The sequence below is a fragment of the Paenibacillus pabuli NBRC 13638 genome (assembly GCF_001514495.1).
Taxonomy (GTDB): domain Bacteria; phylum Bacillota; class Bacilli; order Paenibacillales; family Paenibacillaceae; genus Paenibacillus; species Paenibacillus pabuli.
On the sequence record NZ_BCNM01000013.1, the window covers coordinates 168,888 to 183,093 of the forward strand.

Below are 14,206 nucleotides of genomic sequence, written 5' to 3' on the forward strand. Positions count from 1 at the left end.
AAATATATCACAATGAGTGAGTCACATCCATATTACCCTTATTACAGATACAAACGACTCTTGCCAAGGGGTCAACAAGGGGGTTACAACATGACCAAACCGACAACCATTAGGGAAGATCAGGATTCATTTTTTTACAACCTGCGTTTTATGCTTATTGTCTGCGTACTTGTTGGTAATGCGCTGGAACCGCTTATTACACGTTTTGCAGGAGCGGAAGCTCTGTTCCTGTGGATATATACATTTCACATGCCGCTGTTTGTGTGGGTAACTGGTTACTTTGCCAGACACTCCCTTCAGGGTACAACCGGGCGCAATGTGCTTAAACAAATTGCCATGCAATATGTTCTTTTTCAAACCTTGTATGCATTAATGGATTATACGGTGTTTCACACACCCCATATGCGTTTGTCTTTTTTTGCTCCCTACTTGTTATTGTGGTTTTTGGCCAGCCATTTCTGCTGGAGACTGCTGCTCCGTCTTACGTTATCTTGGAAGCCATTGTATCGTTTGATTGCGTCTGTCCTGCTTGGTATCATCGCCGGGTATTTGCCGATCGACGGATTCTGGCTTAGTTTTAGCCGAACCTTTGTTTTCCTGCCTTTCTTTATGATTGGTTATGACTACGGAGGATCGATTCGCTCCCGATTGCAATCAGGCTTGGCCCGCAGCGTGGCAGCTTCATTATCCGCTGGACTTCTGATTTGGATTGCTCTCGGGGGGCTGGAAATTTCGGCTGGCTGGCTGATGGGCAGTATGACTTATGCAGAGCTTGGTCGTCATGAGTGGTATGCCGGAATCTACCGACTGGGGATCTACGCACTGGAAATCGGTTCAAGTGCATTATTTCTGGCCTGGGTTCCTTGCTTGACATCCAAATTGACAGATCTGGGACGACGCACCCTTTATGTTTTCCTGCTCCATGGATTTCTCATTCGTCTTACGATCTGGTCGGGAGTCTACAATTATATGGAAACCAGTTTATACATTCCGATCATTGTATCCATTGCGTTAATGTTTGCTATAGTACTCGCTCATCCAGCGATCCGCCATGCCTTCCGGCCTCTCATTGAACCAGACATCTCCCGCTTTCACTTTAATCGCCAAAGGGGGTTGAAACGTTCAGCATCCTGATTCAGATAAGCTGAGGCCCTCTCTTTCCCATCAAAACCGACTTGTTTCAGGCTGGAAATGTTGTGGTAAGTAGCATTACGCGTTACAACAAACAACTTATGATATAAGGAGTGATTTGTAATGGCACGTCCACAAACGTCTGAACGCAAAATGAGTCGCGAGGAAGCAGGCAGATTGGGTGGCAGGGCTACATCCAAAAATCATGATCGAAGCTTCTACCAGATGATAGGAAAAAAAGGTGGAGAAGCTACTTCAGATGCGCATGACTCCCATTTCTATAAGGAAATTGGACGCAAGGGCGGAGAAGCCACCTCTGAAACGCATAATAAGGAATTCTATCGAGAGATCGGACGTAAAGGCGGTAGCAGTTAGTATGTCTTGACTCTCAATGATGTAACAGTAGAATGGGTGCGTTAAACCCGGGGCTTCGTTCCACTAATGGAATGAAGCTTCTTTCTATTGATTGTAGAAATATGACGGCGGTTGTGATAGACTCTATAGAAAAACCGGGTTGTTCACGGGTTTAAAGCACCAAAGAACTTCACAAACTACGGGAAGCTCGAAGCCGGCAATGTCGGTCTATTTTTTAGAGTACGGATGAAAATAAACGACAGATGCACTGCCATTTATATTTCCATTCATGTTGCTCAATATTATATATTTGGGGGGAAATACACCATGTCAGCCAAGAAGATGCGTTCCGATATGATCAAAAAAGGTTTTGACCGTGCACCGCACCGCAGTTTGCTCCGCGCAGCGGGCGTTAAAGAAGAGGACTTTGGCAAACCGTTTATTGCCGTATGTAACTCATACATTGATATCGTGCCAGGCCATGTCCATCTTCAGGAATTCGGTAAAATTGTAAAGGAAGCTATTCGTGAAGCCGGCGGCGTTCCATTTGAATTCAACACCATCGGAGTAGACGACGGAATTGCTATGGGACACATCGGTATGCGTTACTCGCTGCCGAGCCGCGACATTATCGCGGATTCTGTGGAAACGGTTGTATCTGCACACTGGTTCGACGGCATGGTATGTATCCCGAACTGCGATAAAATCACGCCCGGAATGATGATGGGTGCACTCCGCGTGAACATCCCTACCGTGTTTGTCAGCGGCGGACCGATGAAAGCAGGTCGTGACAGCAATGGTAAAGCGCTGTCCCTGACTTCTGTATTTGAAGGTGTCGGTGCCTACCAAGCAGGTAAAATCGATGATAAGAGCCTGCTTGAGCTTGAACAATTCGGTTGCCCAACATGTGGCTCCTGCTCCGGTATGTTCACAGCAAACTCCATGAACTGTCTTGCTGAAGCGATGGGACTGGCTATGCCAGGTAACGGAACGATCCTCGCCGTTGCTCCTGAGCGTCGTGATTTTGTTAAACAATCCGCGACACAATTGATGGAACTTATTAAAATGGATCTGAAACCACGTGATATCGTTACTGTAGAAGCGATCGATAACGCGTTTGCACTGGATATGGCGATGGGTGGATCTACGAATACAGTACTGCACACGCTGGCACTGGCTCATGAAGCGGGCATCGAGTATCCAATCGAGCGCATCAATGAAGTAGCTAACCGCGTTCCGCATCTGGCGAAACTTGCACCTGCTTCCGATCTTCACATCGAAGACGTTCACAATGCAGGCGGCGTAAGCGCAGTGCTGAACGAATTGCTCAAGAAACCAGGCGCGATCCATGGGGATTGTATCACCGTAACAGGTAAAACTATTCGTGAGAACGTTGAGGGTCAAGAGATCCAGGATACCAACGTCATCCACCACCTGGATAACCCGCATTCGGAAAAAGGCGGTCTGGCTGTATTGTTCGGTAACCTTGCACCACAAGGCGCCATCATCAAGGTGGGTGCAGTTGATGCTTCGGTTGGTGGATATCACAAAGGTCCTGCCATCTGCTTTGACTCCCAGGAGCAAGCGCTCGAAGGCATTGCTAACGGCAAAGTAAAAGAAGGACATGTTGTTGTTATCCGTTATGAAGGACCAAAAGGCGGACCAGGTATGCCTGAGATGTTGGCTCCTACATCTCAGATCGTAGGTATGGGTCTGGGTGCCAAAGTCGGTCTGATCACCGATGGACGTTTCTCGGGTGCATCCCGCGGAATCAGTATCGGACATATTTCTCCGGAAGCAGCTGAAGGTGGTCCAATCGCCTTTGTTGAAGAAGGAGACATCATCGAGCTGGATCTGAACAACCGTATCATCGAATTGCACATCAGTGACGAAGAGTTCGAACGTCGTCGTGCTGGCTGGAAAGGTTTTGAACCAAAAGTAAAAACCGGTTACCTGGCCCGTTATTCCAAGCTGGTGACTAATGCAAGCAATGGCGGCGTACTGAAAATTTAATTCAAGGGCATACTATCCGGAATTTTAAGGGGTATGCTAACAATAAAGGGTTGCTCTTCGCCAATGACGGCTGAAGGGCAACCCCTTTTTTTTAGTTTCGTTCAGGTACGAGATCGTGTTCGGGAACCAGCAGCTCCTCGGGGGACTGCTCTATCGTCTCCACCGTCGCTGCTACCAGTGCATGCTGTCCGTAACGTTCAAGCAACACGTCCATGGGCATGGCAATCATTTTGGGAACCAATTGTTCGGAACGCTGCTTTAGACGTTTTGTCCCCGCTGGGTGAATTACACTCAGCAGAAGTTTCAGGTACACCTTAGATGCAGAGCTGAACGGCCCAGGAGCCAGTTCCTTTACCGTAAATCCGAACTTCTCCGGTCCGCGGTTAATCATGCTAACACCATACAGGGCCTTGGCTGATCTCAGTTCAGGGTCGAGTACGACCTTACTTGCCAAATCAGGCAATTGCTGTTCCATGGCCCGAATCATGCGAATAGCCAGATGCATACTGGATCGTGAAGTCATTCCCAGATCAAATAATTTTTTATTATCAAAATGAAGTTCAATTACTGGATCTCCGTTCTGAATCACATGACCATTATTCATTTCGACCAATGCTCCGTGATACACACGCGAGCGGAAATGAAGCATCGGATCATCTGGTGAAGCTGTTTGCAAATGGTACACCCAATGAAATAACTTTTCCCAGCCCAGCCATAAAGCGACTACCATTCGCTTCCAAAGTGACAAATGGGTCTGTGGCTGACTTGCGCTCTTAGGTTCGCTCACCGTAACGCCTCCCATCAACGTATCGACGCGCACACTGTGTAATCCCTGCCTGTCTGCTTCCTTCAATACGACTTCCAGCGCCTGAAGCATCTGCTCCGGCGCGTGTACATCAGCGCCGAGGGTAGTCCCTCGATCATGCAGTAACATGACCTCTCCGCCCCTTAGCTCCTTCAGCATTCGTTCAGTCAATTTCTCAGCACCGACACTGCTCCTCCAGTCCTCAAACATGGAAGACCACAGTACAATACGACGTTCTTTTTTACTAAAAAAATCAAACAGATTCATAATCCCCCACGGTGGACGATAATAACAAGTTCTTACCCCTGTAACCTCTTGTATAAGCTGCCCCGTCCGTTGGATCTGATCTTTCACCGTGCGTGGGCGCATTAACCAATTGGTTTTGTGAATATAATTATGAATTCCAATAAGATGACCTTCCTCATGTATGCGCTGAATGAGCTCGGGATGGCGGGCTGCGTGTTCCCCGACTACAAAGAACGTGGCCTTCGCTTCATGCTGACGGAGCAAATCCAGTAACCTGGGCGTGTATTCCGGATCTGGACCATCATCAAAGGTTAAGGAAAACTCCGTCTCACTTCTCCCTCGTCTGAACACACGAAAACCGAAAAGTCTGCTAACCAAACTTGGAATAAAGGCGTAAAAAGATGAAATGTACAATAACCACAGTAATATACTCTGAAGTAAATTTGTCATGCTACAAACTCCCCGCTTCTCTTGCTGAATTACCGTACCAAAGAGCACTAACCAAAATAAACCGCCTTTAATTTTATCACAATTCAAACTTTTCTTGAATCCTCTTTTCCCAAAAACTTAGCTATCGTGTACAATAAATGCATCCTAATCTTTATTGGATTTATGCAAACTGCTCACCTTAACGACGTATAAAGGAGCCCTGCCCATGCTGCCGCTTTACAAAAAATACGGGCGCACCGTCTTTGACATTGCGCTGCTCGTGTTAACTGTGTATTTCATCATGTACGGTTTCAGTCGATTATATCAATTGGCTGCACCAGTTTTTCTCTCATTTATAGTGTATTGGATGATCGAACCTCTGGCAAGATTTCTGCATCGCAAAGGATTGCCCAAAACCTTAGGGGCCGCCATTTCTGTTTTGTTGTTTCTAGCAACGATCGTTGCTGCTTTTTTTGGATTGGGACTAATCATCGTATCCCAGATATCTAACTTGCAGGATAATTTCCCTTATTATATTGAAATGGTCCAACGTGAATTCACCAATCTGGTTTATTTCATTCAGGATAAGTCGGATGCTTTGCCTGACGGAATTACCGACAAGGTTAATGACTATTTTGCAACTTTAACCGGATTTCTCTCCAAATGGGTAACCAGCGGTGCGCAAATCGTCATCGGTTTTCTGAGTTCATTTTCTTCATTTATTACCAACTTCGGGATTGCTATTATTCTCGCGTTCTTTCTTAGTATCGAAATTGAGTCCTGGCGCAAATTTGCCCGGGCCAAAACGCCAAAAACGTTGAAGCTGGCTCTTGAATTTATGCGTAATCACGTGTTCAAGACGATCCGCTCCTATTTAAAAGCCCAGATGATTATGATGCTAATTACATTTGTATTGATTTATGCAGGCTTGCTGATTCTGGGAACCTCTAATTCCTTCACCATCGCAGCAATCTGTGCTGTTTTTGATCTCGTGCCTTTGCTGGGTGTTCCTGTCATATTCATTCCATGGATTGTGTATCTGTTCATTGTGGGGAATAGCACTCTTGCGATTGGCTTAATCGTAGTACTTGCCGTAACCATGCTGACACGCCAACTCCTGGAACCGAAAATCTCGGGTAACTCGATCGGAGTATCATCCGCATACTTGATGCTTTCCTTTATGTTGATCTCACTCTCCGTCTTTGGTCTGGCTGGCGTAGTGCTGTCTCCGGTGCTGCTGATCCTGCTCAAGGAACTGCTGCAGCAAGGATACCTCCAGCAGTGGATTCACCTGCCAAAAGATGAATTTGAATCCTCCCCGTTAGTTATGGACACACCGGTTAGTACAACCTCTAGAAGGAATGCCGAGGCTCCGGTGCAGGAAGCTGTTCCTGATGAAAATCACGAGGATTCAGCCAAATAATCCATCACTTTCCTGAACATTTCGGTTGCTTGATGACGGCTGTTCGGAGCAACGTTTTGGACAAGGACAGCTACAGCATATTTCGGTTGATGCGTTGGTCCATACCCGATGAACCATTGATGATTCCGTTTCTCTCCGCGCTGCTGCACCTGTGCAGTACCTGACTTCCCTGCTACTTGCCATCGTGCATGTTGCAGGGATTTTCCTGTTCCCTCACTCACGACCTTCCTCATCCAGGACAACAGCTGATGTGCTGTTGCAGGAGAGATCTGTCCTGCTGCCGAGGGTGAGTCATGCTGCGGGATTTCCAGCATCGTATCACCGTCGGCATATCGGATACGCTGAACGAGACGCGGAGCACTTACCTTACCCTCATGAAGGAGTGTAACGATCAAGTTGGCCGCTTGCAACGGGGTCACCAACACGTCCCGCTGACCGATAGCTGTCTGTACCTTTGCACCTTCATTCTGAGGTGAGACTGAAGGAAGCCTTACTCGTCCTGCCTCTTCATGGTCGAAATGCTGTAATACCGACATTCCGGCGACCTGCTTCCCCTCCCAACCTACAGGACGCCCTAGCCCGAGTGCATCCGCCATACGCTCCAGCTGCTCCATACTGAGCCGGCGGGCCGTTTCAGCAAATACAATATTGCAGGACTCGGCAAATCCCTGCTCCAGATTTAATTCCCCATGCCCATGTTCCTTCCAGCAGGACAGGCCATATTTCCCCCACTCGCCACCGCAATGGAAGGTCTCCCCTTTGGATACTGCTTGATATTCCAGCGCTGCTGCGGCTGTAACAATTTTGAATATGGAGCCTGGTACTGCCCCTTTTACAGCACGATTCGCCCAAGCCGTTTGGTTGGGGTCCACATGCTGCGGATTGTAGAACGGAAGTGAGACCATAGCCCGTACATCGGCATTGGCCGCATCCAGTACAACGATTGCTCCTTCTTTCATATCGGAGTTTTGCACAATGTGCTCGATTCCCTGTTGAATCTTTGCGTCAATTGTCGTCTGTGCACGCAAGGGATAGTGTGTATTGGATGGTGCAATCACGCGGGGCTGGATCGTCGCAATAACCTCTCCTGAACCTGTAACCATACGTGATACCAGGGTAGGTCCTATACCCTTCAACAAAGGTTCCAATGTTCTCTCCAGCCCAGCTGCTCCTGATTTCATGGCAAAAGGCTGCTTCACCTCATCCTTATGACCTGCCTGCGTATTCAGAGACCCCGGCCGTTCAGCAAGATAACCTAACCATTGCATGCCGGTATCACCCTGTCCATAACGTGTCATCATGGGGTATATACTCGCTCCGTCTACCTGCAATTCACGCAGCCTGGCAACCTGAGAATCGGTCAACGTGACGGGCTGGCGTGCACCCGCTGTCCAGAAATGGGGTGTATCTCCCTGGTTCCATTCCTCTTGTAACAATTTCACATTTGTATGTAATAGTGCTGCCATTTTTTTAACTTCAGAATCCGCCCTTGTGGAGGGATATGAGTGACTCGATTGATTGGTATGTGGGAAAAAAACCAGCCCCCATTCCAGCTTGCCCGTTAAGGGCTGACCTTTGTAATCGGTAAATTGTCCCCGCCCAGTATCCAGTACAACCCCTCGTTCCCGCTGTAATACGGACATTTCACGGACGGTACGTTGGAAGCCTGGCATCGTACGGTTAACCTGAACGATCTGAACCCAAGCCAAACGAATCATAAGCAAAGTAAATATACCTGTCAGAAGAATACAAGCAATATAAAGCCGCCGTTTCAGTTGCAGATGCATAAGAACTCACCCTTCAACGTTTTGGCATAGTATTCTTCATTCAAGCTGGGATTATCCGGTAATGACAAGAAAACCTGTCCCATAAGGGGCAGGTTTCTCAATGGATCAGATTTGTGTGGTTTAGACCGTAAAGCGAGACAACGTATCTTTCAATTCCGTTGACACATTCTCCAGTTTTGCAGACAAGTTTACCAGTTGATTACTGATATTTTGCTGCTCACTGCTCAAAGAAGCAACTTCCTGGGATGTTGCTGAAGATTCTTCAGCTACTGCACTGACATTGCTCATCGCTTCGGACAACGTTCCTTGAGATTTATTCAAATCTTCGATTGAACCTGTGACCATGCTCAGGCTTTCTACAAATGCACCCATTTGCTGTTGTACTGAAGCGAATATGACGTTGGTATCTTTCACCGCATCCATCTGTTCTTTGAACAACGGATACGCTGCAGACAATTGATCAACCGTCTCATTCATCTCGGTCATGATCTTGTCCGTAATATCTCCGACCATATCAATGGATTGTCTGGATTGTTCAGCCAGCTGACGAACCTCATTCGCCACCACCATAAATCCACGGCCTGCTGCACCGGCACGAGCTGCTTCAATCGTTGCATTCAATGACAAAATGTTGGTCTGTTTTGTAATATTCTGCATGACATCAAGCACTTTCAGAACGGATGACGTACTCTCTTTCAGTGAATCAACTTTATTGACGAGGGCACCGATCATCTCTTCTGTCTTCTGCGTTTTGGTCATCAACTGATTCAGATGATGTGTTCCAGTCTGACTGGATTTCTCGACATGACGGGCTGAATCGCCCATCTGTTCGTTGGCAGTGACGACACTCTCCATCTGACGGGAGATATTGTCGGTCAATTCATTTCCACGTTCAGCCTCGGTTGCCAGACTGCTTGCACCGCCGGCAATTTCTTCTGTAGCCACGGCAATCTCGGAAGCAGAGACAGCTGTTTTCTTGGAAGCACTGCTAAGTTCAGAAGCAGTATCAAGTACTTCTTGCGCAGAACGGTTGGTTTGCTCAACCAGCTTCGTAATCTGTTCCATCATGAGATTGAATGCAGCTGATAATTGACCAATCTCGTCCTTGGATGTATAAGCTGTGCGCACTTTAAGATTTCCTTTAGCACCTTCCTGCATCAGATCTTTCAGGCTACCCAATGGACGTGCAATCATGCGTACCATCCAAATACCGATCAGTACTGCAATAGCGGCATCCACGAGTGCCATCCACAATGTCAGGGTCAGAATGCCTTTGGCATCTTTCACCAACATGGAAGTTGGAATCATTCCGATCAATTTCCATTCGGACGTATCCATAGTGCTGTATACTACCAGCATATCCGTTGAATCTCCATCCACAGTGTATTCTGTATTGGCACTGCCGGATTTTTCTGTTAACTCTTTGATAAATGCCAAGTCTGTGTCTTTTCCTGTATTATCAGCAATCGTTGATGCTACAACTTTATTGTCCGGAGCGATCAGTTGAAGTACTGATCCTTCTCCCAAATCAAGAGATTTCAATTGCTGCTCCAGAACTTCCAGCTTCAGTTCAATGATTAATACATAAGACTGGGTTGTCCCTTGCAAGTTTTTCATCGAACGGGCGATGCGGAACGTTGGTGTGCCACCATCTTCTTTGGCTTCAGTTGGAAGCCAGCGATATCCGCCTGATTGAATTAGCTCATCATACCAGGCCTCCTTACGAATATCGCCCATAGATGAACTGCTGCTTCCTGTACCCATAGTAGATCTTGTTTCGTCCGTGGGCACAAGATAAATCGCTTCCATAGATTTATTCGTAAATGCAATGTTAGACAATTGCTTATTGATCGAACTTGAATTGATAAACGTATCATAGGCCGATAAATTTGTATCAGACATCTTTTGCAGCAAAGACTGCATCTCTGGATCAAAGAAAATTTGTGTTGATGTATCTACAAACCGCTCCAGGATAATGTCCATTTTTTGCTTCGTTTGTTCAATCGTTTCCTGATTCGCTCGGGAAGCATTTTTCTCAATCGTACTTTTCGCTTTAGAATAGGATAATAGGCCTAAACTAACGACAAAAATCATAATGCCCGCAAAAAAGATCAAAAACAGTTTAACGCCTACCGATTTAATCGGGTTAGCCTTCTTAATTTGCTCTAACGTTGTTCCCCCGACATTCTTCCAGTTTCGATTTTTCCAATCGTTTTTGGTCTTGTTCCACCCCAACTTCAGCTTCCCTGAGTCCAATTTAAAGGACTTTCTGCCTGGAGTATCCCCTGTCTTACGTTTCTCTACTTTTTCTTTCTTTACTTTTTGAACCTTCTCGGGCTGTACCTTCTCAGGTTTTATCATTTCTTCCCCACTGTCTTTCTGCTTCTTTTGAACCAATCCCATTCACCTGCCAGTAATTTACTTGTTGGATTTTCTTTCTCTCCCCTATAAATATGTAGTATTCGACAGCTTTCTCCTTTCCCCTCTCAACTTTCCAAAATTTATTACAACTTTTTTCCTATTTTTCTATAAAAAAAAGACCCCCATATACCGATATACGGAGATCAAAATTCGATACTTTATAACATTATTTTGTTTATTCTTAACACTATTTTGTTGAAAACTAGGTATTAAAGCCTACTTCTTTTTTCTCATCATATCGAAATAGGAAACCGGTTGATCCACCTTCATTTTGATACGCTGTAGCGGGTGACGGGCTGCATCGAGTACGTTGCCTTCTTCATCCTGCAATTCCCCAACCACCTGTTTGAAAAAGTGGCCTCCGGGACCGAAAAATTCGATCTCCTGTCCTGGTTTGAAATGATTGCGTTGCTGAATGGTTGCCATTCCTGTAACTGCATCATAGTCCATAACCAATCCGGCAAAGTCGTAAGGTACCGCTTTTTCCTCCGGTTCATAGATATGATCCTCATGATCCGGTGTATCATAGAAAAATCCGGTATTTAGTGGGCGATTCGCTGCCTTGTTCATTTCCTCTACCCACTCAGGCTTCAATTCATAGTTCTCCGGATCAGCCATATAAGAATCAATCGCCTGACGATACACATTAACCACGGTAGCCACATAGTGGATCGACTTCATGCGTCCTTCGATTTTAAAACTGTCCACCCCCACATCAATTAGCTCCGGGATATGACCAATCATGCACAGATCCTTGGAACCCATCGAAAAGGAATTGTCCTGCTCCTCGAACAGAGGCAGCTGATTCTCTCCCAATTTGAATGGTGCAGGTGCCTGCATTTGCATTCCTTCTTCGCTGACCCAGACGTTATCTTCCCGGGCATCTTCAAACAGATCATACTTCCAGCGGCAGGATTGGCAGCACCCTCCCCGGTTGGAATCACGGTCGGTAAAGTGGTTGGACAACACACAGCGTCCCGAAAATGACGAACACATGGCTCCATGAATAAAAGCTTCGATCTCGATGTCCACGTTAGCCTTGATCTCTTCAATCTCTTCAAAGCTTGTCTCCCGTCCGAGAACCACCCGCGGAAGACCTTCATCCTTCCAGAACTTCACAGCTTGCCAGTTCAGGGTCGATTGTTGCGTACTCAAATGCACTTCCAAACCCGGGACAGCGCGCTGAGCCACTTCTATAATTGCCGGATCGGCTACGATAATAGCTGCGATTCCTGCATCATACAAGCTCTGGAGATAGGCTTGAATCCCCTCGATATCTTCATTATGAGCATAGATATTGGTTGCCACAAATACCTTGGCACCATACTTTTTGGCAAATTCCACACCTTCACGCATTTCTTCAAAGCTAAAGTTATCCGCATTGGAACGTAGTCCATATGCCTGTCCACCGATATACACTGCATCTGCACCATAATGGATTGCAAATTTAAGTTTTTCCAGATTGCCTGCCGGAGCAAGTAACTCCGGTTTGTCCAGACGGTTACGTTTACCCGAGAACTTCCGCTGTACCGCCACTGTTTCCATGTCGTTCACCTCGTTTATTAATACACCTGTTCTTTATAGAAAAATCCAAATGACAACTCCCGTTCAGGGTCCTGCAATTGGCGAACCTCATCCAGCCATTCTTCACAAAATGCATAAGCATCGGCATCAGCTGCATAACTGTCCAGAGATGTACGGTATGCACGTACAACAGCTTCGTTATACGCAAGCGGTTTTAATATGCCTTCAATTTTGAAGCTGTGTACCCCGGCCTCCATCAACAGATGAAGATCCTCGAGAATACAGATATCCTCCGAACTCATGATATGAGTTCCGTTCACATCTTCATAGATCGGAAACTTCTCATCCCGGCGTTCAGCCTCAATCAGAAATAAACCACGCTCTTTACCCAAGTTTCCTTCTACCGGACGCCCCTGATGGGCCATATAACTTTGTACCAAACTCCGTTTGGAATGATAAATGTTCGTCATCCCATGCACCTGCACCTGAGCTTCCACCTTTAGAAATGGAACCATCTCTGTCAGCTCGTCCATATTCAGCTCCCGAGCAAGCACAACACGACTCGCGCCTTTGGTTCCCCAGTAGTTGGCTGTTGCATAGTTGGTTGATGTCATCTCAGCGTTCCAGTGCAGCTGAATATGCGGAGCATACTCCTTAATAGCGGCGAGCACTGATGGGTCGTTGAACTCCACCCCATGAACACCGATTTTACCCAGTGCCTGAACATATTCCGGCAACTCTTTTAGCAGCTCGTTGGACATCAGATTGTTCATGGATACATAGACGCGAGCCTGATGCTTGGCTGCTATGGCAACCACCTCGGCTGTCTCTTCCATACTGAAGCTACCAGGAAGACGCATGCCGAAGCGATCATCCCCAATTAACAAAGCGTCTGCTCCTGCCTGCAGCAGCGCTTCCGCTTCTTTCACATTTGCCGCCGTAACGAGCAGTTCATGTTTCGTACTCATATACATCCCCTCCGCTTATTGCGCAGCCTTACTTTTGGCTATATTTTGCTGATGTTCCTTATACGTTTTGGCAAACAGATGTCCGAATGTACCATCTTTTTTGGTCACATAGAACAGATAATCTGAAGCTTCAGGTTCCAGTGCAGCCTCAATGGATGCCAGACTTGGACTTGCAATCGGCCCCGGTGGCAGGCCTTTGTTCAGATACGTATTATAGGGACTTTGCACCTTCAGGTCCTTGAACAGCAATCTGGCCTTGGGCTTATCCAACAAGTACTGGACTGTCGCATCAATCTCCAGTTTCATGTCCTGGTTGATCCGATTATAGATCACGCCAGCAACCAGCGCGCGTTCCTGATCCACCACAACTTCTCTCTCCACAAGCGATGCAATGGTTAACACTTCGTGCAAAGACAGATTTCTCTCCTTGAGTTTGGCCGCCAGATCAGGAATAGAATCAACCTTCGTCTGGAATTCCTCAAGCATTCGCTGCATGACCTCTTGAGTCGAACTTCCCTCTTTCAATTCATACGTCTCAGGGAACAGGTATCCTTCCAGCACATATCGCAGTTCTTCATCCACCGGAATGTCCTTCATCATGTCGATATCAAAAGCAGTTGGATCATTCGCAAGCTTAATAAATTCATCCCGATTCACAATTCCGTCAGCAGACAGTTTGTCCGCCATTTGCAGTACCGTGTATCCCTCAGGGATGGTAAACTTCACCATCGATTCCGGCACAACTTCACCGTTATTCAACTTATTAATCAGCTCATCGTATGTCACGCCTGGATTCAAGGAATATGTACCTGCCATAAAATTTGATCCTTGTTTCTTCCATTTCAGATATCCCTTAAACGCTAACCCACTTCGAATCAACCCTTCTTGCTCCAGCTGGTCCGCAATTTTGGAAGTGCCTGATCCGCTCTTGATCTCGAACACAACCGGTTCGGTGGATGCTTGTACCGGACGCATCATGCTCCAGACATATACCCCTGCTCCTCCGGCAGCAATCACAATGACTAGCAGAAGGACTACAATCGCTTTCCCTTTCAAAAAAGACACAACTCCTTTACACAACCAAAAAGAGCGGACTTCTCCGCCC

9 protein-coding genes and 1 pseudogene are annotated in these 14,206 nt (G+C 46.6%); 4 read left to right on the forward strand and 6 right to left on the reverse strand.

Going from position 1 to position 14,206, the window contains the following annotated elements:
* Positions 1 to 90 precede the first annotated feature (90 nt).
* The 3 genes and pseudogenes from PPA03S_RS18545 to ilvD all read left to right on the forward strand — a co-directional run bounded on the left by PPA03S_RS18545 (position 91) and on the right by ilvD (position 3,498).
* Positions 91 to 1,134: an acyltransferase family protein gene (locus PPA03S_RS18545; protein WP_062324993.1), complete on the forward strand. Its 1,044-nt coding sequence runs from the start codon at positions 91 to 93 to the stop codon at positions 1,132 to 1,134.
* Positions 1,135 to 1,254: 120 nt separating this feature from the next.
* Positions 1,255 to 1,503, forward strand: a pseudogene (locus tag PPA03S_RS18550) (KGG domain-containing protein); the annotation flags it as partial.
* A 309-nt stretch (positions 1,504 to 1,812) separates the two neighbouring features.
* Positions 1,813 to 3,498: a dihydroxy-acid dehydratase gene (gene ilvD / locus PPA03S_RS18555; protein WP_062324997.1), complete on the forward strand. Its 1,686-nt coding sequence runs from the start codon at positions 1,813 to 1,815 to the stop codon at positions 3,496 to 3,498.
* A gap of 91 nt (positions 3,499 to 3,589) precedes the next feature.
* Here ilvD and PPA03S_RS18560 read toward each other — a convergent pair whose 3' ends face one another.
* Entirely contained in the window at positions 3,590 to 4,999 is a 1,410-nt protein-coding gene (locus PPA03S_RS18560; protein WP_062324999.1) for a polysaccharide deacetylase family protein, read from the reverse strand.
* Between the two features lie 205 nt (positions 5,000 to 5,204).
* Between PPA03S_RS18560 and PPA03S_RS18565 the strand changes: the two genes are divergently transcribed.
* Positions 5,205 to 6,401 (forward strand): AI-2E family transporter, encoded by a 1,197-nt coding sequence (locus tag PPA03S_RS18565; RefSeq protein WP_062325001.1) that lies wholly within the window; start codon positions 5,205 to 5,207, stop codon positions 6,399 to 6,401.
* On the opposite strand, the gene PPA03S_RS18570 is transcribed toward PPA03S_RS18565, so the two are convergent.
* The 5 genes from PPA03S_RS18570 to mltG form a co-directional block, all read right to left on the reverse strand.
* On the reverse strand, positions 6,380 to 8,188 hold the full coding sequence (locus PPA03S_RS18570) for a peptidoglycan D,D-transpeptidase FtsI family protein (RefSeq protein ID WP_062325004.1): 1,809 nt from the start codon (positions 8,186 to 8,188) through the stop codon (positions 6,380 to 6,382). The genes PPA03S_RS18565 and PPA03S_RS18570 overlap by 22 nt on opposite strands.
* A gap of 120 nt (positions 8,189 to 8,308) precedes the next feature.
* The gene (locus tag PPA03S_RS18575; protein ID WP_062325007.1) at positions 8,309 to 10,591 is read right to left on the reverse strand and encodes a methyl-accepting chemotaxis protein; all 2,283 of its coding nucleotides are present in this window, start codon (positions 10,589 to 10,591) and stop codon (positions 8,309 to 8,311) included.
* 234 nt (positions 10,592 to 10,825) lie between these two features.
* Positions 10,826 to 12,154 carry a peptidase U32 family protein gene (locus PPA03S_RS18580; protein ID WP_062325009.1) on the reverse strand — a complete coding sequence of 443 codons (1,329 nt, stop codon included), beginning with the start codon at positions 12,152 to 12,154 and terminating at the stop codon, positions 10,826 to 10,828.
* Between the two features lie 17 nt (positions 12,155 to 12,171).
* Entirely contained in the window at positions 12,172 to 13,101 is a 930-nt protein-coding gene (locus PPA03S_RS18585; protein WP_062325011.1) for a peptidase U32 family protein, read from the reverse strand.
* 15 nt (positions 13,102 to 13,116) lie between these two features.
* A complete protein-coding gene (gene mltG, locus PPA03S_RS18590; RefSeq protein WP_245683662.1) occupies positions 13,117 to 14,157 on the reverse strand; it encodes an endolytic transglycosylase MltG in 1,041 nt (346 codons plus the stop codon).
* Positions 14,158 to 14,206 lie beyond the last annotated feature (49 nt).